The sequence below is a fragment of the Corallococcus sp. AB011P genome (assembly GCF_003611605.1).
GTDB lineage: Bacteria > Myxococcota > Myxococcia > Myxococcales > Myxococcaceae > Corallococcus > Corallococcus coralloides.
The window spans coordinates 369,033-387,088 of record NZ_RAVX01000006.1 but is presented as its reverse complement, the minus strand read 5'-3'; the positions used below and the strand labels follow the sequence as shown (position 1 = coordinate 387,088).

The 18,056-nt window shown below is 70.1% G+C and carries 19 protein-coding genes; 9 read left to right on the top strand and 10 right to left on the bottom strand.

The window, feature by feature from the left end; translation table 11 throughout:
* Positions 1-8 precede the first annotated feature (8 nt).
* A complete protein-coding gene (locus tag D7X30_RS19765; protein ID WP_120564479.1) occupies positions 9-2,564 on the top strand; it encodes a 1-acyl-sn-glycerol-3-phosphate acyltransferase in 2,556 nt (851 codons plus the stop codon).
* Between the two features lie 81 nt (positions 2,565-2,645).
* Positions 2,646-3,860, top strand: coding sequence for a type II CAAX endopeptidase family protein (locus tag D7X30_RS19760; RefSeq protein WP_233591665.1), 1,215 nt, complete (start codon positions 2,646-2,648; stop codon positions 3,858-3,860).
* Between the two features lie 34 nt (positions 3,861-3,894).
* Here the strand turns inward: D7X30_RS19760 and D7X30_RS19755 are convergent, their stop codons facing one another.
* The 3 genes from D7X30_RS19755 to D7X30_RS19745 form a co-directional block, all read right to left on the bottom strand.
* Positions 3,895-4,110, bottom strand: coding sequence for a DUF5818 domain-containing protein (locus D7X30_RS19755; RefSeq protein WP_120564478.1), 216 nt, complete (start codon positions 4,108-4,110; stop codon positions 3,895-3,897).
* On the bottom strand, positions 4,107-5,921 hold the full coding sequence (locus D7X30_RS19750) for a S8 family serine peptidase (RefSeq protein WP_120564477.1): 1,815 nt from the start codon (positions 5,919-5,921) through the stop codon (positions 4,107-4,109). The genes D7X30_RS19755 and D7X30_RS19750 overlap by 4 nt, the downstream gene beginning before the upstream one ends.
* A 158-nt stretch (positions 5,922-6,079) precedes the next feature.
* A complete protein-coding gene (locus D7X30_RS19745; RefSeq protein ID WP_120564476.1) occupies positions 6,080-6,715 on the bottom strand; it encodes a serine aminopeptidase domain-containing protein in 636 nt (211 codons plus the stop codon).
* 201 nt (positions 6,716-6,916) lie between these two features.
* Between D7X30_RS19745 and D7X30_RS19740 the strand changes: the two genes are divergently transcribed.
* The 3 genes from D7X30_RS19740 to D7X30_RS19730 are packed head-to-tail and all read left to right on the top strand — an operon-like array spanning position 6,917 to position 8,826.
* On the top strand, positions 6,917-7,858 hold the full coding sequence (locus D7X30_RS19740) for a hypothetical protein (protein ID WP_120564475.1): 942 nt from the start codon (positions 6,917-6,919) through the stop codon (positions 7,856-7,858).
* Positions 7,859-7,894: 36 nt separating this feature from the next.
* Positions 7,895-8,323 (top strand): hypothetical protein, encoded by a 429-nt coding sequence (locus tag D7X30_RS19735; protein WP_120564474.1) that lies wholly within the window; start codon positions 7,895-7,897, stop codon positions 8,321-8,323.
* A complete protein-coding gene (locus tag D7X30_RS19730; protein ID WP_233591664.1) occupies positions 8,320-8,826 on the top strand; it encodes a hypothetical protein in 507 nt (168 codons plus the stop codon). Before D7X30_RS19735 ends, D7X30_RS19730 begins: the two co-directional genes overlap by 4 nt.
* Before the next feature lie 63 nt (positions 8,827-8,889).
* Here the strand turns inward: D7X30_RS19730 and D7X30_RS19725 are convergent, their stop codons facing one another.
* Genes D7X30_RS19725 through D7X30_RS19715 form a run of 3 tightly spaced genes read right to left on the bottom strand, consistent with a single transcriptional unit; the run spans position 8,890 to position 12,061 of the window.
* Positions 8,890-10,086: a class I SAM-dependent rRNA methyltransferase gene (locus D7X30_RS19725; protein ID WP_120564473.1), complete on the bottom strand. Its 1,197-nt coding sequence runs from the start codon at positions 10,084-10,086 to the stop codon at positions 8,890-8,892.
* Positions 10,083-10,922, bottom strand: a complete 840-nt coding sequence (locus D7X30_RS19720; RefSeq protein ID WP_120564472.1) for an HAD-IIB family hydrolase — start codon at positions 10,920-10,922, stop codon at positions 10,083-10,085. Before D7X30_RS19720 ends, D7X30_RS19725 begins: the two co-directional genes overlap by 4 nt.
* Complete coding sequence (locus D7X30_RS19715; RefSeq protein ID WP_120564471.1) at positions 10,919-12,061, bottom strand: hypothetical protein; 1,143 nt, start codon at positions 12,059-12,061, stop codon at positions 10,919-10,921. Before D7X30_RS19715 ends, D7X30_RS19720 begins: the two co-directional genes overlap by 4 nt.
* An 88-nt stretch (positions 12,062-12,149) precedes the next feature.
* Between D7X30_RS19715 and D7X30_RS19710 the strand changes: the two genes are divergently transcribed.
* The 4 genes from D7X30_RS19710 to D7X30_RS19695 are packed head-to-tail and all read left to right on the top strand — an operon-like array spanning position 12,150 to position 14,610.
* Entirely contained in the window at positions 12,150-13,091 is a 942-nt protein-coding gene (locus D7X30_RS19710; protein WP_120564470.1) for a magnesium transporter CorA family protein, read from the top strand.
* Between the two features lie 35 nt (positions 13,092-13,126).
* Complete coding sequence (locus D7X30_RS19705; RefSeq protein WP_120564469.1) at positions 13,127-13,912, top strand: alpha/beta fold hydrolase; 786 nt, start codon at positions 13,127-13,129, stop codon at positions 13,910-13,912.
* Positions 13,913-13,950: 38 nt separating this feature from the next.
* The gene (locus tag D7X30_RS19700) at positions 13,951-14,220 is read left to right on the top strand and encodes a peroxidase (protein WP_120564468.1); all 270 of its coding nucleotides are present in this window, start codon (positions 13,951-13,953) and stop codon (positions 14,218-14,220) included.
* A 30-nt stretch (positions 14,221-14,250) separates the two neighbouring features.
* A complete protein-coding gene (locus D7X30_RS19695; RefSeq protein WP_120564467.1) occupies positions 14,251-14,610 on the top strand; it encodes a carboxymuconolactone decarboxylase family protein in 360 nt (119 codons plus the stop codon).
* Positions 14,611-14,613: 3 nt separating this feature from the next.
* Here the strand turns inward: D7X30_RS19695 and D7X30_RS19690 are convergent, their stop codons facing one another.
* The 4 genes from D7X30_RS19690 to D7X30_RS19675 all read right to left on the bottom strand — a co-directional run bounded on the left by D7X30_RS19690 (position 14,614) and on the right by D7X30_RS19675 (position 18,052).
* Positions 14,614-14,994 (bottom strand): hypothetical protein, encoded by a 381-nt coding sequence (locus D7X30_RS19690; protein WP_120564466.1) that lies wholly within the window; start codon positions 14,992-14,994, stop codon positions 14,614-14,616.
* Positions 14,995-15,030: 36 nt separating this feature from the next.
* The gene (locus D7X30_RS19685) at positions 15,031-16,038 is read right to left on the bottom strand and encodes a dipeptidase (protein ID WP_120564465.1); all 1,008 of its coding nucleotides are present in this window, start codon (positions 16,036-16,038) and stop codon (positions 15,031-15,033) included.
* Between the two features lie 64 nt (positions 16,039-16,102).
* On the bottom strand, positions 16,103-17,236 hold the full coding sequence (locus tag D7X30_RS19680; RefSeq protein ID WP_120564464.1) for a serine/threonine-protein kinase: 1,134 nt from the start codon (positions 17,234-17,236) through the stop codon (positions 16,103-16,105).
* Positions 17,237-17,455: 219 nt separating this feature from the next.
* Entirely contained in the window at positions 17,456-18,052 is a 597-nt protein-coding gene (locus tag D7X30_RS19675; protein ID WP_120564463.1) for a hypothetical protein, read from the bottom strand.
* Positions 18,053-18,056: the final 4 nt, after the last annotated feature.

Genomic DNA, 18,056 nt, shown 5'->3' with positions numbered 1-18,056 from the left:
GGGCTGCGATGGACACGGCGCTGGCGCAGACCGCGACGCAAGGAGAGGCTTTGAAGGAGGAATTCGGTCCCATGTCCCGGGTGCTCGGGGCTCGGTACTTCGACGGGGTGCACTTCCCGCCGGAGGCCGAGAACGAGCTGCGCGCGCTCAGCGCCCGGGGCTTCGTGGTGCACGTCATGCGCACCACTGCGTGGATCAACTTCCTCTACATCGCGTGGGCCATGGTCCGGCGGGCCATGCCGCCCATCCGCGCGGTGGTGAACCTGCGTCCGTGGTTCACCAAACCCTGGCGCCAGACGGCGCAGGGCGGCGCGGTGGAGGAGCGCTTCCGCTACGCCCGCGAGCAGGGCGGCAGCGGCCTGGTGTTCCTGCGCCGCACGGCGCTCCTGCACGCCTCCGGCAAGGAGACGCGCGAGGACCCCTTCCCTGAGCTGGTGCGGCTGGCGCGCGGCTCCGAGCGACCGGTGTTCCTGGTGCCGGAGCTGTTCGTCTGGGAGAAGCGCCCCGCGAAGCTCAAGCCGGGCTGGCGCGACGCGCTGTTCGGAAGCCCGGAGGCGCCGGGCTTCGTGCACTCCATGGTGGCGTTCTTCCGCAACTACAAGCGCGCGCAGTTCCGCGTGGGAGAGCCCATCGACCTGCGCCGCTTCATCGAGGAGAACCCGGGCATCAGCGACGAGGTGCTGGCGCGCAAGGTGCGCAGCACGTTGCACGTGTTCCTCGCGCGTGAGACGCGCGCGGTGTTCGGCCCGCCGCAGAAGCCCACGGACCGGCTCATCGAGGAGACACTGCGCGACCGCCAGTTGCGCAAGGTGCTGGACGAGCACGCCGCCGCCACGGGCCGTAAGCCCTCGAGCGTGTATCGCGAGGCCCAGCGCAACCTGGAGGCCATCGCGGCCAAGCCCAACCCGTCCGTGCTGGCGCTCATCGCGCCGGTGCTGGAGTGGGTGTTCAACCGCATCTACGACGGCATCGGCGTGGACGAAGCCGGGCTGCACCGCGCGCTCAAGGCCGCGGGCAAGGCGCCGGTGGTGCTCTGCCCCAGCCACAAGAGCCACGTGGACTACCTGGTGATGAGCTGGGTGCTCTGGAACCGGGGCTACACCGCGCCGCTGGTGGCCGCGGGCGCGAACCTGTCGTTCTGGCCCCTGGGCGTGCTGTTCCGCCGCTGCGGCGCGTTCTTCCTGCGCCGCTCGTTCAAGGGCGACAAGGTCTACGCCGCGTCCTTCAAGGCGTACATCAAGAAGCTGGTGCATGACGGCCTCCACCAGGAGTTCTTCCCGGAGGGTGGCCGCTCGCGCACGGGCAAGCTGCTCACGCCCAAGCTGGGCATGCTCACGTGGCAGGTCGAAGCGGTGCTGGACGGCGCGCGCAACGACCTCTACTTCGTGCCCGTCTCCATCGACTACGAGAAGGTGGTGGAGTCCGACAGCTACTCGAAGGAGTTGGCCGGCGGGGAGAAGAAGCCGGAGGACCTGAAGGCCCTCTTGAGCGCGCCCAAGGTGCTGGCCGCGCGCTACGGCCGCATTCACCTCACCTTCGACGAGCCGCTGTCGCTGGTGGAGTTCATGAAGGCGCGTGGCCTGTCGCCGCAGGAGCCGGTGACGGACGAGCAGAAGAAGGGCCTGGTGCGCGCGCTGGGCAACCGCGTGATGTACGGCATCAGCAAGGTGTCCACCGTCACGCCGCACGCGCTGGTGAGCGCGTCGCTCCTGGCCCACCGCCGGCGCGGCCTCACCCAGCGCGAGCTCACGGACCGGATCAGCCTGCTGCGCCGCATTGCCTCCGAGGACGGCGCACGGCTGTCCAAGGAGCTGGCCAACGCGCCGAGCAACCCGGAGACGCTGGGCCCCATCCAGGACGCGATGCGCGAGTTCATCTCCGACGAGATGGTGCGCACGCAGGAGGCGCGCGGTGAGGTCAGCTATCAGGTGGAGGACTCGCGCCGTCCGGAGATGTCCTTCTACAAGAACACGCTGATGAACCTGGTGGCCGCGCGCAGCCTGGTGGCCAACGCGCTGCTCGCGGGCACGCCCGCGCCGTACGACACCGTGAAGGCCCGCGCGCTGTTCCTGTCGCGCCTCTTCAAGGTGGAGTTCATCTACCGGGTGGGCGCGTCGTTCGACACCATCTTCGCCGAGTGCGTGGAGCGGCTCGTGCGCATGGGCCTGGTCATCCACGACGGGGACACGCTCACGCGCGCGCCGGAGGCCCATGCCCAGCCGGATCTGGAGTTCCTGGCGGACCTGCTGCGCGACTTCCTGGAAGCCTACCTGCTGGCCGCCATGACGTTGCCGGACGTGGCAGCGGGCGTGGCCACCGACCGCAAGACGTTCGTCAAGCTGGCGCTGGAGACGGGGCGCGGCGAGTACAACGCCGGCCGCATCACCGCCGCCGAGTCGCTGGCGAAGACGACGCTGGAGAACGCGGTGGAGTACCTGTTGGATCAGCGCATCCTCGTGGAAGAGGACAAGAAGCTGCGGCTGGGTGACCCGGCCGCGGCGGCGGAGCTTCCCCGGAAGAACCCGCTCGCGGAGGAGATCCGCGGCTACCTCCACCGGGCCTGACGAAGCTCCTCGTAGCGCCTCGAAGCGAACGCGGCATCCCACCCCTCTCCGCCTGGCGGAGAGGGGGCAGGAGACGACACGGTGGACGAAGCATCCCCTTCCAGCGACCCGCGGCCTGCGGAGGCCCCCGCGCCGCTGACGCCGCCCCACCCCGTGCTCGCCGCGTCCCTGGCCTTCGGGCTCTTCGTGTCGGTGGGCGCCGTCACCCAGCTGCTCAACCCCGCCTTCGGCGTGTGGTTCACGGAGGTGTTCCTCTTCCTGGGCCTCGCGTGGATCATGGTGCGCCGCTCAGGGTACCGGCCCGCCGCGTACGTGGGCCTCTCGCCGTTCCTGGGCGCTCCCACCCTGTTCGGCTTCCTGCTGGGCGTGGCCAACTTCGTCGCCGTGGTGGTGCCCGTGCAGTTCCTCGCGCAGCGGGTGGCCCCCGCGTGGCTGCGGGAGATGTTCGACGCCTCGCGCCTCTTCGAAGGCCAGTCGCCAGTGGAGCTGGCGCTGCTGCTGGGCGGCGTGTCCGTGGCCGCGCCGCTGTGCGAGGAGGTCTTCTTCCGCGGCCTCTTCCAGCGCTCCCTGACGCCTCCGGCCCCCGCGTCCCCCTGGCGCGCGTTGATCATTTCGTCCGTGGTGTTCAGCGCGTTCCACCTGGATCCGGTGGGCTTCCTCGCCCGGACGGAGCTGGGACTGCTGTTCGGCTGGCTCTTCTGGCGCACCGGCTCGCTGTGGCCGGGCATCGCGGCGCATGCGGCCAACAACATCGTGTCGTCGGCGCTGTTCCTCATCGCCACGCACTCGGGGCTCGCGAAGGATGGCGCGCCGGACGATGTGACGGATTGGCGCGCCGTGCTGGGGCTGGCGCTGGTGGGCTGGACGGCGCTCCTGGGCCTGCGCGCCGCGTCCCGGCACTTCCCTTCCGTGTGGGGACGCGGCAGTCCGCCCGGCGACGAGGAGGTGCGCGCCACGAAGCCCGTGCCCCTCTTCGCGCTCCAGTTGCTGCCCTGGGTGACAGCGGCCACGCTGTCCCTGGTGGGACTGGGACTCGTGGATGGGCGAGGCGTGTCGCTGAGCGTCTACGACGTCCAGCACCCGGTGGATCCGCTGCCCAAGGACGCGGACCCGGCGCTCCAGGCCGAGCGAAAGGCCATGCGGCAGCTCCGCGAGGCCGTGCGCAAGGGCGAGGTGCCCATGGAGGCCTATGAAGAGGAGCGCCTCCGGCAGTCGGAGGCGTATGGCCCCGGCAAGGGCAAGGGCAAGGGCAAGCTCAAAGCCAAGAGCAAGAGCAAGCCCGAGATCCGCCTCTGAGGCCCGGAGGGAAGGCTCCCCCCCGGGCACCCCGTCACTCCTCCTTGTACGAGCTGACGTGGAACACCGGCCCCACCATGGCGGTGGTGACGGCGTCGCGCTGGATGCTGCCCTCGGCGGAGATGCGCTGACCGTCCTTCTTGATCTTCCGGTCACCGCCCGCGAGCTGGTACGTCCGGCCGTCGTCAGCCTTCAGGACCCACACGCCGCCCTCCAGGTCCCGGTACTGCACCGTGCCGGAGAGCTTCATGCGTCCTCCCGCTTGAGCATCGCGCGGGCGATGACGAGGCACACCACCGTGTTGAAGCCCAGCCACGGCTTCGCCAGGAAGGTGAAGGGCATCCACGCCAGCGCCGGAGCGCCCACCCACGCCGCGTAGGCCAGGAAACCCGCGAAGCCCAACGCCAGGCCGCCCACCGCCGGCCGGAAGCCCCGCCACGCGATGGCCGGCAGCGACAGCACCAGGGGAATGAGCGCGCTGTAGAACAGCGGGTTCACCGCGCCCCGGCCGAAGATGATCCGCTGCCAGTCCGGGATGGGCAGCGACGCCACGCTCACCACGTCCTGCGCCGCGCCCGCCGCGCCCGCGAACCAGGTGCGCAGGAAGAAGAAGCCCACCGTGGAGAGCACCAGCGGCACGAGGAACGCCGGGCGGAAGAGCACGTTGAGGTAGCCCGGACGCTCGCGGCCGCGCAGCGTGAGTAGCACCAGCGCGAGCAGCGCCGCGGCCCAGCCCAACGACGGCCACCGGGGCGAAGCGCCGTTGAAGGCCTTCAGCGAAGCATTCGCGTTGAGGACGCCGTGGCCGTACTCCTCCGTCCAGGCCTGGTTCTCCGCCGCCTTGGCGCCGGTGTAGAGCGCCTGCTCCACCTCGTCCGGCGTGGTGGCGCCCGCGCCGTAGAGCATCGCGGCGACGGCGGCCACGTGCGGCGCGGCCATGCTGGTGCCCTGGTACCAGGCGTAGATGGAGCGGGACGGGTCGCGCGGGTCGATGGTGTTCTGAAGGATGCCGCCCGTATCGCCCCGGCTCTTGTCACCACCGGGCGCCGCGATGTCCAGCTCCTTGCCGTAGGACGAGTACGGCGCGCGCGTGCCGGATGGGCCGACCGCGCTCACCGCCACCGCGCCCGGGTAGGCCGCGGGGAACTCCACCTTGCCGCGCCCGGTGTTGCCCGCCGCGGCCACCACGGTGACGCCCTTCTTGCGCGCGTAGTCAACCGCGCTGGCCATGACCTGCGAATACAGGCCACCGCCCAGCGACATGTTGATGACCTTCGCGTCGTGGTCCGCCGCGAAGCGGATGGCGTCCGCGATGTCCGCGGAGGTGCCGCTGCCGAAGTGGTTCAGCACCTTGAGCGGCATCAGCGTCGCGTCGAACGCCACGCCCGCCACGCCCTCGCCGTTGTTGGTGGCCTGCGCGATGGTGCCCGCCACGTGCGTGCCGTGGCCGTGGTCGTCGTTGGCGTGCTCGTCGTCGTTGACGAAGTCATAGCCCTTCACGAACGACACGCCCTTCAGGTCCGGCACCTGCTTGAAGTCGTCGTGGTCCTCGTAGGCGATGCCCGTGTCGATGACCGCCACCACCACGCCCTTGCCCCGGTTTCCGTCCCAGGCCTTCGGCATGTCGATCATCCGGAGGTTCCACTGGGACTCGAACTGGGGGTCGTTCGGCGTGTAGCTGGTGCGCACCTGCATGAGCGGCTCGGCGGACTCCACCGCCGGGTTCTGGCGGATGCGCTGGAGCACGTCCTCCACCCCGTCCACGCCCACCGCCAGCGTGACACCCGTGCGCGGGCCCTCCAGGGAGTTGAACTCCAGGTCCACGCCCCACTCCTGCTCCCAGGCGTCGAACTGCTCCTTGGTGGTGCCGTCCTTGAAGTCCACCACGATGGCGCCGGACACCACGTCGTCCGAGCCCTCCGCCACCGCTCGGGACACCTCCGCCTGCGCGGCCGCCAGGTCCTGCCCGGCCGGGGCCTCCGGCTCCCGCGACGCGGAAGCACACGCCGAGGCCGACAGGGCCAGCGCCGCGAGAACCACGTTCCATCGCCTCATCCGCATCGGGACACTCCTTGAACGAAGACGCCTCGAAGACCCACTACGAACGCACGGCGGGACGATTGGGTCTGCGCTTTCAGTCTGTCCGCCCCCCGGCCAGCCGTGCAAGGCACCGGGGATGAAGAAAGGTGAAGAAGTCCAACGGTTTGCACGCCAACGCCCTACCCGCCCGACAGGCGCTGGAGCCATGCCGCCGCCGCCCGCCCCACCTGGGGAAGGTTGCGATGGAAGGTCGCCCCGTCATCGTCGATGACCTCTAAATCGCCCCCGGCCTCCGCGACAGCCGCGGCCAGCGCCGCCCGGGGCACCCGGGTGTCTTCCGCCCCCACGATCACCAGCAGCGGACACGACAGTCGCACGAGTGACAGCGGGTCCACATCCGGCGCCACCAGACACAGTCCGCCCACGGCCGGGTGCCGCTCCTGGAGCGCCAACGCCACCCGGGCCCCGCCGTGCAGCGACGCCACCGCGAGCGCCGTCGTGCCCGCGTTCTCCAGCGCCACCCGCATCGCCGCCTCCGCGTCCTCCACCAGCGCCCCGCCGGTGCCCCGGACGCCCTGGCTGGCCCCCACGCCCCGGTGGTTGAAGCGCAGGGTGGGAAAGCCCGCCCGCGCCACCGCGAAGGCCAGCTCCGCCGCCAGGACGTGATCCATCCCGCCCCCTTCTTCCGGCCGGGGCGGAAGGATGAGCAGCGGCGGCGACTTCTGGCCCCGGTGCACCGTGCCCTCCATCACCGTGCCGTCCGAACCCACGGGGATGAGCGTGGAGCGCTCCAGGAACTGACCTTTCTGGACCATGCCCCCACCTTAAGCCGTCCTGCCGGTGCGCCCGGGCTGGATTCCCGTCCGGCGTCCCCTCCCGGACGGCCTGTGCCGCAGCGCGTTGCACACATTCCGTGACCTGCTCGCAACTTTTCGGCGCTTCGGGTGAGAATGGATCAACGCAGCAAGCTTTCCCTTCCCCCTTCAAAAATCCGCACACCGCAGGAGCCTCAAGCCATGGGAACCATCGGGCGCACCTCCAACAACAACATCGCGCGCACCACCACGACCTCGGGGACGACCGGCGCGGCCGCTCCGGCCAAGACGGCCACCCCGGCCACGGCGAAGCCGGCCAACACCGTGAAGGACGGCTTCGACACCAAGGCGTCGAACAGCGCGGTGCGCACCGCGGCCCCCGCGGCCGTGTTCACCGCTCCGGCGGGCGCGAAGGACAAGGCCTATGACGGCAAGATCATGGGCAAGGGCGGGCAGGCCTTCGACGCCAGCACCCCGCTGAGCCAGATCCCGGCCTACGAGCCCAAGGGCGGCGTGAAGCAGCCGGGCACCATCATCTACGTGAACGGGATGATGACGGACAAGGCGGGCCAGGAGACCACGATGCAGGCCATCGCGGACAAGACGGGCCAGAAGACCATCGGTATCCACAACTCCACCGAGGGCTTCTTCAAGGACCTGGGCCAGTGCATCACGGACAAGATGGACAAGGGCAAGAACCCGGCCGTGGACACGCTGGCGGACTCGCTCTACTCGGAGCTGAAGGCCGGCCGTGACGTGCACCTGATGGCGCACAGCCAGGGTGGCCTCATCACCAGCCGCGCGCTGAACGACGTGGCCAAGCGGCTGCGCATCGAAGACGGGCTGTCCCCCGCCCAGGTGCAGGAGAAGCTGGGCAAGGTCTCCGTGGAGACCTTCGGCGCCGCGGCGGCGACCTACCCGGACGGCCCCAAGTACGTCCACTACGTCAACGACAAGGACCCCGTGCCGGGCCTGTTCGGCCTGGGCACCAGCGGCAAGGGCCCCCTGGACCTGCTCAAGCACGCCGGCAAGGACGCGAAGATCCGCTACTTCTCCGAGAAGAGCATCTTCTCCGGCGCGCACAACATCAACGACACGTACCTCAACCAGCGCGTCCCGTTCGACCAGGCTCGCGCCGGCTAGTTCTAATCCAGGGTCCGGACTGGTATGACTGCACGTATGACGCTCGAAGAAGCCCAGCGACTGGTGCAGTCATTCATCCGGGGCCACGGAGGCGATGCGCAGGCCTCCGGGCTGAACGCGAAGGGATTTGGCGGCGCCGCGCTTGGCGACGCGCAGGTCTACTTCGAACACGTGAAGGACTCGGGGGCGCTGAAGTGCAGCGCCCTCATCTACCGCTTCCGCGACGCGCCCCGGCCGGGCGTCATCGACGGGTTCCGTGACGAAGAGAAGAAGGGCACGGACGCCGGCGGCGGCAAGGTGGACTACGAGACCGAGAACAAGTCCCTCTTCCTGAGCCGCACGTACGGCGTGGTGCCGTCGGAGCAGCAGTTCAAGGAAGACGTGGACCGGCTCGTGGAAGCCAGCCTCGTGTGGGGCGACGAGGTGTTCAACCGCGTCGCGGATCGCGTCATCCCCGCGAAGTGATCAGCACGTTCTCCAGCAAGATTCAGTGGCTGCTGTCCTCCATGGGCCTGGCGCGTCCCGCGCCGCCCGCGGGGGGCCCGATGACGCGCGACGCGGCCCGGCAGCTGGTGAAGTGGTACCTCCAGACCCAGGGCGCTGGCGTCACCGAGGGCCTCAACGAGCAGGGGCTGGGCGGCATGATGAACGGCGAAGGCCAGTACGCCTTCGAGCACGTCGAGTCCCCGCCCGCGCTCAAGTGCAGCGCCCTCATCTACCGGTTCCGCGAAGCACCCAAGCCCGGCATCATCGAGGGCTTCCAGCAGCAGCAGGAAGAAGGCACGGACACGGGCGGCGGCAACGTCGACTTCGAGCCCGACACCGGCAATCTCTTCCTGACCCGTACCTACGAAGTCGTGCCGGACGGCCGCGAGTTCACCCGCGACCTGGACCGGCTGGGCAAGGCCAGCGTCGTCTGGGGCAAGGACGTGCTGGACCGCGTGGCCCACAAGGTCTTCGGCACCTGAGCGTTCCCGAGCACCACTGGAGGCGCGCCTTGTTTCAGGCGCGCCCCGGGCCGGGCAAAGCCGCTACACCGACTGCATCACGTAGAACTTGAGGTACTTCCCTTCAGGGAACTGCAGGCGCACGGGGTGGTCCGGCGGCTGGTAGCGCTCCTCCACCAGCGCCAGGTCCACGCCGGCCTTGAAGCCCGCTTCGCGCACGGCGCCCATGAACATGTCCCCTGTCACGCGCGCGGAGCACGACGCCGTGGCCAGCAGGCCGCCGGGACGCAGGAGCGCCAGGGCCTGCCGGTTGAGGGACGCGTAGCCGTCCACGGCCGCCTCCACCGCGCGCTGGCTCTTCGCGAAGGCGGGCGGGTCCAGGATGATGAGGTCGAACGTGCGGCCCTCCTCCTTGAACGACTGGATGAGCGCGAACACGTCCGCCGCGAGGAAGTCGTGCTTCGCCGCCGGCAGCCCGTTGCGCGTGAAGTTCTCCCGCGCCAGGGCGATGGCCTCCGGGTCCTGATCCACGGAGAAGACGCTGTTGGCCCCGCCCAGCGCCGCGTTCACGGAGAAGCCGCCGCTGAAGCTGAAGCAGTTGAGCACGTCCCTCCCCTGCCCCAGCCGGCGGATGAGGTAGCGGTTCTCACGCTGATCCAGGAAGAAGCCCGTCTTCTGTCCCTTCCACGCGTCCACCAGGAAGGTGGCGCCGCGCTCGCGGATGGGGATGAGCTCCGGGGCCTCCTCGCCCCACAGCATCTTCCCGCTGCCGCGACCGTCGTCCTCCTCCACGTCGTCGCGCCCCACCTCGTCGCGGCCGAGGATGCCCTTCAGCCCCGGGACGCCCGCCTTCAGCGCCTCCACGATGAGGGGGCGATACGGGGTGAGGCCCGCGGAGTACAGCTTCATCACCGCCCAGCCCGCGTACAGGTCCACCACCACGCCGGGCAGGCCGTCGCCCTCGCCGTGGATGAGGCGGTAGCTGTCCGTGTCCTTCAGGTCGATGAGCGCCGTGCGCGCGGCCAGGGCCCGCTGCACGCGCTGGGTGATGAAGCGCGAATCCACCGTCTCGCGCGAGTCCCGCGTGAGCACGCGCACCGCGATGGCCGAGTGCGGATCGTAGTACCCGCGCGCGACGAACTTCCCGTTCTCCGTCAGGTCCACCACACTGCCGGCCGGAATCCGCGGCATGTGCTCCAGGGCCTTGCGGAACACCCACGGGTGCCCCGCACGCAGGTGACGCCCCAGGCCTCGGGCCAGCTCCAGCTTCACGACATTCACGTTGAAACTCCTCGACTGCGGGCCGTCCGGCGGCGGGCGAGGAGGGCGCGAGCCAGCTCCTCGAAGCCCCGCCCCTCGGGCGCCCGGGTGATGAAGGCCGGCGGCGCGTCGATGCGATCCAGCACCGCGCGCACGTTGGCCACGCCCACGCCCAGCTTGAACGCCTGGAACATCGGAGCGTCGTTGAAAGAATCCCCCGCGTACACGTACCGGCCGTCCGCGGGGTCCAGCTTCTCGCCCCACGCCACCCTGGCGAAGCGGTGCGACGCGGAGAGCTTGTCGAAGCGGCCCAGCCAGCAGTTGACGTGGACGGACGAACGCACCGCCGTCACGCCCCGGGCCCGCAGCAGCGACTCGATGCGGGAGGCCCCTTCGTCGCCCAGCCGGGCCTCCTCGTTGTAGTCCACCGCCAGGTCCACTTCCGTGTAGCGGCTGTCCACGGACAGGCGGGCACCGGGCACCTGGGCGAGCACTCGCTCGACCTCCTTCTCCAGGCGCTGGCGGTTCGCCACGCGCTGGGCGGGCGGCTCCAGGTACACCTTGCGCAGCTTCCCCCTGGCCCCCTTGAGGAAGAACAGCCCGCCGTTCTCCACGACGACGCCGTCCACGGGGAGCTGGCGGGCCCACGCCTCGCCCCACCCCGCCGGACGGCCGCTCACCAGCACCACGCGCAGGCCGGACGCGGCCAGCTGCTCCAGGGAGCGCACCGTCTGGCTGCGCAGCTTGTGGCCCGTCGTCAGCGTGCCATCCACGTCGGTGAAGACGCCCTGCACGCCGGACAGGTCCGCCTGCCGCAGGGGGCGCGGCTCCACGGCCTTCACATTCACTGTCGTCACATCACGTCCAGTTGCGCGAGCTGGGACTGGAAGGACTCGATGGTGGAGAGCAGCTCCGGGCCCGTGAGCGTGGCGAGCTTCAGCTTGCGCGCCTTGCGCAGGAACGCGTCCATGGTGGGGTCCCGACCGTAGAGCGACTGCGCGCTGGCCGCGGCCTCCGCCAGCGCCTTCGCGGACGCGACCGGATCCTTCGTGGACTGGGCCAGCGCGCGCTCCAGGCGCACGCCGCACGCGGCCCACACCTCGCGGTCGTGGAGGATGAGCAGCTGGCGCTGGTTCACCGCGGACAGGCTCCGCACCAGCTCCTCCAGCCCTTCCGTCACCGCCAGCAGCCGTCCCTGCTCGGGGGAGGACTCGAGCGCGAGCGCGCCAATCTCCGCGCGGGCCTCCACGATGTGGCGCTTGTCCTGCGCGCGCAGGTTCCGGTACGCGGCGGTGCGGCCAAAGGCGTCCAGCTCCGTCTGGAGCTGCTGCGCGTTCCACAGCACCTCCTCCGGCTTCGCGTCGCGCACCTTGTTGAGCCGCGCCGTGACGATGCGCGACAGGTCGGACGTGATGGCGCGCACCGTGACGGCCGCCTTCACCTCCGCCTCGTAGCCGGGCACCACCTGGGCGCGCGACACCTCGCCGAAGGTGCTCGCGGACTCGAAGACGAGCTGGCTCATCTGTTCGCGGTAGTCGGACCGGAAACGTTGGATTTCCGCCAACAGCTGCCAGCGGTCGCTCACCACGGACGGGTTGCGCATGGCTTCACCCAGCTGGGTGATGCTCTGGGCCAGACTGGCCATGCCCTCCTGGAGTATGGCGGGCACGTCCGCGGGGCCCTTGCGGGACGCGGCCGGCTGCGGCGTACCGGGGAACTGCTCCCGGATGACGTTGAGCAGCGCGTTGACGTCCATCACCGTGTCGCGGATGACGGGCGCCATCTCCTCCCACAGCGACAGGTCGGGGCTGGCGTCGACGACGGGCGTCTCATACTTCACCAGGTCCAGGTCGCTCAGCCGGGAGATGGCCTGGGCCGCGGCGAGATACACCGCTCGAAGCCGCGCGGAGAAGGCGCGGTCGGGCAGCGACTGGAGGATTTGTTCGAGCCTCGGGGTCAGGGAGGCCGGCGGTGGATTCTCGGCGGCAGCGGACACGTTGACCCCACTCTACCGCTCGACATCGCGTCCGGGGAGTTCTAGCAAGCGTCCCGGGCCCGAGGGGTGGGCCGGGGAGTCCACGGAAATGATCCAGGTCTGTCTGTGGGAAGACGGCAGGGCTGTCTCGGGGGGCGAGGAACTGCTCGACCGGCCGGGGCCCAAGTGGATCGACGTCCTGGAGCCGAACGCGGAGGTGCTGGGCCGCCTGGCCGAGCGCTTCCAGCTTCACCGGCTGGCCGTGGAGGACTGCCTGCACCTGGACCAGCGGCCCAAGCTGGAGGAATACCCACACCACCAGTTCATCGTGTTGCAGGGCTTCAGCTGCGGTCCGGACGTCACGGAGCTCACGCTGCACGAGCATCACTTCTTCCTCGCGCAGGACTGGCTCATCAGCGTGCACGCGCTGCGCCTGCCCAGCCATGACGCCGTCCTGCGCCGCGTGAAGGACGACCCCTCGGGCACCCTGGGCCGGGGCGTGGACGTCATCCTCTACCTGCTCGCGGACGCGCTCGTGGACGCGCAGTTCCCCATCATGGACGACTTCAGCGACCGGCTGGACGACCTGGAGGACGCCATCTTCGCGGAGCCGGATCCGGAGCACCTGCAGCGCATCTTCCAGCTCAAGCGCGCGCTGGTGACGCTGCGCCGCGTGCTGTCTCCACAGCGGGACGTGGTGGGCATGCTGTCGCGCCGGGGCATCCCGCAGATTCAGGAGAAGACGACGCTGTACTTCCGCGACGTCTACGACCACCTGGTGCGGCTCTACGAGCAGATCGACGCCAGCCGCGACGTCGTGGGCAACGTGATGGACGGCTACCTGTCCGTGGTGGCCCAGCGCACCAACGACATCAGCAAGCAGCTCACCATCTTCGCCACCCTCTTCCTGCCCCTGTCCTTCATCGTGGGCTTCTTCGGGCAGAACTTCGAACAGTTGACGGGACCGCTCTGGTACGCCGCCATGTGGGTGACCATGGTGGGCTTCCCCCTGGGGCTCGTCGGCTGGTTCAAGTACAAGAAGTGGATCTGACGCCGCCCCCTGCGACGGGCCGCGAGGAGGCACGCATGCTGACAGTCGCCGTGGATGGGATTCCGCTGCACTACCGGGACGTGGGCCAGGGGTTGCCGGTGCTGCTCATGCACGCCTTCCCGATGGATGGCTCCGCGTTCGACCAACAGGTGGCCGCGCTGTCCGGGCGCTACCGCTTCCTCGTGCCGGACCTGCGCGGCTTCGGACAGAGCCGGCTGGGTGAAGGCCCCACGGAGATGCGCAAGCTGGCGCAGGACGCGCTCGCGCTGCTGGACGCGCTGAACATCGACACGGCGGTGGTGGGCGGCGTGTCCATGGGCGGCTACGCGGCCCTGGCGCTCCTGCGCGAGGACCCGGGCCGGGTGCGCGGACTGGTGCTTTCGGACACGCAGTGCACCGCGGACGACGCCGCCGGGAAGGACAAGCGCGAGGCCACCGCGCAGCAGGCACTGAAGGAAGGCACGGCGTCCGTCGTCCAAGGGCTGGTGCCCAAGCTGGTCCACGCGGGGCCGGGTTCACCGGTGGGCCGCGAGGTGACGAAGCTGGGGCTGTCCGTGTCGCCGGAGTCCATCGCCGCCGCGCAGCGGGGCATGGCGCTGCGGCTGGACAGCAAGGATCTGCTCGCGCGCTACGCGGGGCCCGCGCTGGTCGTGGTGGGCGAGCACGACACCGTGACGCCGCTGGCGAAGGCGAAGCAGATGGCGGACCTGGTGCAGGGCGCGCGGCTGGAGGTCATCCCCAGCGCGGCGCACCTGCCCAACCAGGAACAGCCAGAGGCGTTCAACTCGGTGCTGGACAGCTTCCTCGCGTCGCTGGCCTGATGGGCGGCGTCCCCGTCCTTTAGCCAGGGAAGTGCGCGATGATGAAGTCCCCCGCTCCGGACAACATGTACCTGCCCGACGTCGAGTCGCACGAGTCCGACGGGCACTACGGGAAGATGATCGCCATGGCGCGGGCCGGGGGCATGACACCGCCGGGCATCTGGCACCTGTTCGCGTTCAAGCCGCGCATGACGGACGCGCTGTCCGCCTTCACCCACGAGGTGATGCGCGGCCCGTCCCCGCTGTCGGCAGGACTGCGGGAGCTCATCGCCGCGTACACGTCGCGGCGCAACGCCTGCGTATTTTGAACGGGCTCTCACGCCGCGGTCGCGGCGGAATTGCTGGGCAGCAAGGAGCACGTCCAGGCGGTGCTGGACGACGTGAAGACGGCCCCCATCCCGGAGGCCGAGAAGGCGCTGTTCGCCTTCGTGGACCAACTCAACGACGCGCCCGGAGACGTGCGCCGCGAGGACGTGGAGCGCCTGAGGGCGGCCGGCTGGTCGGACGAGGCCGTCTACGACGCGGTCTCCGTCTGCGCCCTCTTCAACTTCTACAACCGGTGGATTGACGGCACCGGCGTCCAGGGCCTCTCACCGGCCATGTACGAACGGTCCGCGAAGCGCATGGCCGCGGGCGGATACCTGCCCGCGCCACCTCCCGGTTCCCCGCCCAGGTCCGGAGGGGAACCGGAGCGCTGAGGCTCACGGCTGGCAGACGACCTGCGAGTCCTGCACGGCGCACGACGAGCAATCCGCCGTCTTCACCAGCACGCCCTGCTTGCACGTGAGGAGCGCGGCGCCGTTCGGGCTGCAAACGCCCTTGTCCTCCGCGTCCATGGCGCACCCGTCGTTCTCCTGGTTGAGGGACGTGTCGCACCGGACGCTGTCCGCCAGCTCCCGGCAGCCCAGCGGCCCCCGGCACGCGAGCGGGCGCCAGGTGCCGTTGCGGCACTCCAGGGCCTGCGCGTCGTCCTGGCACACGTAGTCGCCGCCGTCACACGAGTCGCCCGAACCCGGCCCGCCACAGCCGGAAAGAAGGAAGAAACCGACGAGGGACAAGAGCGCGAGGGGGAGACGGTTCATGGGTGCCGGCGACTCTTTTCGACAGGTTTTTCGCTGTCAACCGCCGCCGAGCGTCTCGCGAAAGTAACGCCGGAAGTTGCCACCCATCACACGTTCCACCCAGGACTCCGGGTGTCGTTTGAGCAGTGCCTCCGTGAGGCGGGGCAGATCCGTCACGTCCCGCATGCCCCGGGGCAGCGCCACCATGCCGTCGTAGTCGCTGCCCACGCCCACGCCCTCCTCCCCCATGACGTCCACGGCGTGCTCCACGTGGCGGACCACGTCGTCCCACGTGTCGCCGCCCAGGTACACCGGCGCCAGGATGATGCCCACCACGCCACCGCGCTGGGCGATGGTGCGCAGGGCCGCGTCGGACAGGTTGCGCCAGCCGCCGCCCGCCGCGCGCACGCCGGTGTGCGAGCAGAAGTAGCGCACCGTGGGGTGCGCGAAGAGGTCCGTGAGCGTCTGTTCGGAGGCGTGCGCCACGTCCACGCTCATCCCCAGGCGGGCCATCTCCTCCATCACCTGGTTCCCCAGCGGCGTCAGTCCCCGGTTGCCCATCATGGGAAACGACGAACCGCCCAGGTCGTTGTTGGACAGGTGCGTGAGCCCCATGAAGCGCACCCCGCGCCGGTGCAGCTCCGCCAGCCTCTCCACCTGACCTTCAATCGCGTGGCCACCCTCCACGCCCAGCACCGCCGACAGCCGCCCGTGCGCGAGGTTGTCCTCCAGCCCCGCCCCCGTGGTGGCGACGCGCACGGTGTCCCCGGAGCGGGCGCAGAAGGCATCCAGCCTTTCAATCTGCCAGAGCGCGCGCGTCCACTCGCTGCCGCGCGCCTCGCGGGGCCACTTGCGCCACGCGGCGAACAGCGGGAAGCCGCCAATGAACGGGAAGCCCCGGGTCACCAGCGTGAAGCACTGCAGCTTCACCCCCGCCTCGCGCAGGCGGGGGAAGTCCACGTGTCCCTCCGTCGACCGTTCGCACAGGTCGCGGTTCCACATCAGTGAATCCGCGTGTCCATCCGCGATGCACCACTGGCGGTGCAGCTCCTTCACGTCACCCATGCCAGCAGTCTTCGTCACGGCCTCCCGCGATGACAAGCGCCCCGGGACCTCCCGCTGTCACGCCTCACGTCCACTCCGCGCCGTCGTCATCGCAGCCGTCCCAGAGGTCGTCCTCCAGCGGAAGCCCCGCTTCCGCCGCCCCGGCCGGGTCCACGAGCGCGTCCGTGCGCACCTCAGCCACTTCGCGCAGCGCTTCAGGGGGACCATAGGGCCGCCCCTCCGCGTTCAGCAGGCCCCGGAGCGCGTCCCGCAGCTCCGCGCCCGTCTGGAAGCGCAGGTCGCGGTCGCGCTGGAGCACCCGCTGGAGCACCGCCCGCATGCCCGGAGACAGCCCCCGCGTGGCCTGCTCCACGTGCGCGGGCGTCAGGCACGCCATGCGCGCGGCCATCAGCGGCGCGGGGAGCCAGCTGGGCGTCTCCGCGCACAGCCCGCGCGTTCCGGGCACGGGCTGGGCCTGCTGCGCGGCGCGCTCCACGTCGTCCAGGTCCAGCAGGTGCAGTCCGGTGAGCAGCTCCAGCAGCACCATCCCCAGGGAGAACAGGTCCGCGCGGCCATCCAGCGGCAGGCCCTCCAGCGCCTCTGGCGAGGCATAGGCCACGTCCCCGCGCACGAGCCCCGGCTCCGTCACCACGCGCCCGGGCATCCGCGACCACGCGAGCGCGAAGTCCGACAGCCGCACCCGCCCGTGCACGTCCACGCGCAGGGAGCGGGGACTGATGTCGCGGTGGACCACGCCCACGGGCAGGCCGCGCGCGTCCTCCAGCGCATGGGCGTGGTGGAGCGCGTCCGCCACCTCCGCGCCCACGTACGCGGCGAACGCCTCCGAGAAGGGCCGCCGCCGCAGCGCCGCGAAGCTGGACAGAGTCTCCAGGCACGGCCCGTCCACGTACTCCGTCACCAGGTGGGGCGCGCCGTCATGCACCCGCACCAGGTACACCGGCGCGATGGCCGGGTGGGACAGCCGCATGAGCAGCTTCACCTCTTCCCGCAGCCGCGCCCGCGCCACGTCATCCGTCACGTCGCGCAGGCGCTTGATGAGCACCAGTCCGCCCGGCGTGCGCGCGTAGTGCCGGCGGGCGAGCAGCAGCTCCCCTCCGGCGCGCGACCCCAGGTAGCGCACCAGCTCATAGGACGTGGCCCCGGTGGTGAAGAGGATGAAGGGCCGGGACGCGGAGGAAGCGGGGGGATGGGTGGCCATCGTGGGTGACGCTCCTGACGAAGAGGCGCTTCCCGGGGGTGGGAAGGCATGAGGAACTCCTCACGCCCGCGTCCTACCACCCGGGTCAGACATCCCCATCCGACCCCACCGGGCATCTCCCCGACTAAAAAGGAAACGGCCCCCACCGCGAGGGTGGGAGCCGCCGCCTTCAAGTATTTCCCCAGTCCGTGAAGGACAGGTGCGCGTGAGGCGCGGGGATTACTTGTCCATCTTCTTGATGGGCGCCACCAGGGTCACGTCGCGAGCGACCATGTCCTTGCCGTCCATCACGTAGGAGGCGCGCACCTGCGAGCCTTCCTTGATGTCGTCCAGCTTCACCGCGCGGCTGCCGTTGTCCATCACCGCGGTCTTGTCGTTGGTCTTGATCTTCAGTTCCTTGTTGGTGCTGTCCACCAGCGTCAGCGTGTCACCGGACTTGGACAGCACGCGGCCGTTGACGGTGGTCGCCGCCGCGGCGCTGGTGGTGCCGGCCATGCCGGAGCCGCCCTCGGCCAGGTCCTCGTTCCGGTTGGCCTGGGCCTCGGCCAGGTCCTGCTCCTCGTCGCGCACGTCCTCGTTGGCGCTGGCGATCTTGTCGTTCGCGTCCTGACGGGCCTCCGCGATGTCCTCGTTGGCGTCCTGCTGCGTCGCCGCCAGCTCCTGGCTCTCGTCCTGACGCGCCTCCGCCTTCTCCTGCGCCGCTTCCTGACGGGCCTCGGCGACATCCTCGCGCTGGGCCTGGACATCATCCCTCTTGCAGCCGGTGACCATCGTCAGACCCGCGACCGCCGTCACCGCAATCATGAGCTTCCGCATGTGT

What these genes read in the sequence shown, in the direction of transcription:
- D7X30_RS19765 (WP_120564479.1), top strand. Translation starts at nt 9, where the DNA reads ATGGACACGGCGCTGGCGCAGACCGCGACGCAAGGAGAGGCTTTGAAG.
- D7X30_RS19755 (WP_120564478.1), bottom strand. Translation starts at nt 4,110, where the DNA reads ATGAAGCTCTCCGGCACGGTGCAGTACCGGGACCTGGAGGGCGGCGTG.
- D7X30_RS19750 (WP_120564477.1), bottom strand. Translation starts at nt 5,921, where the DNA reads ATGCGGATGAGGCGATGGAACGTGGTTCTCGCGGCGCTGGCCCTGTCG.
- D7X30_RS19745 (WP_120564476.1), bottom strand. Translation starts at nt 6,715, where the DNA reads ATGGTCCAGAAAGGTCAGTTCCTGGAGCGCTCCACGCTCATCCCCGTG.
- D7X30_RS19740 (WP_120564475.1), top strand. Translation starts at nt 6,917, where the DNA reads ATGGGAACCATCGGGCGCACCTCCAACAACAACATCGCGCGCACCACC.
- D7X30_RS19735 (WP_120564474.1), top strand. Translation starts at nt 7,895, where the DNA reads ATGACGCTCGAAGAAGCCCAGCGACTGGTGCAGTCATTCATCCGGGGC.
- D7X30_RS19710 (WP_120564470.1), top strand. Translation starts at nt 12,150, where the DNA reads ATGATCCAGGTCTGTCTGTGGGAAGACGGCAGGGCTGTCTCGGGGGGC.
- D7X30_RS19705 (WP_120564469.1), top strand. Translation starts at nt 13,127, where the DNA reads ATGCTGACAGTCGCCGTGGATGGGATTCCGCTGCACTACCGGGACGTG.
- D7X30_RS19700 (WP_120564468.1), top strand. Translation starts at nt 13,951, where the DNA reads ATGATGAAGTCCCCCGCTCCGGACAACATGTACCTGCCCGACGTCGAG.
- D7X30_RS19690 (WP_120564466.1), bottom strand. Translation starts at nt 14,994, where the DNA reads ATGAACCGTCTCCCCCTCGCGCTCTTGTCCCTCGTCGGTTTCTTCCTT.
- D7X30_RS19685 (WP_120564465.1), bottom strand. Translation starts at nt 16,038, where the DNA reads ATGGGTGACGTGAAGGAGCTGCACCGCCAGTGGTGCATCGCGGATGGA.
- D7X30_RS19680 (WP_120564464.1), bottom strand. Translation starts at nt 17,236, where the DNA reads ATGGCCACCCATCCCCCCGCTTCCTCCGCGTCCCGGCCCTTCATCCTC.
- D7X30_RS19675 (WP_120564463.1), bottom strand. Translation starts at nt 18,052, where the DNA reads ATGCGGAAGCTCATGATTGCGGTGACGGCGGTCGCGGGTCTGACGATG.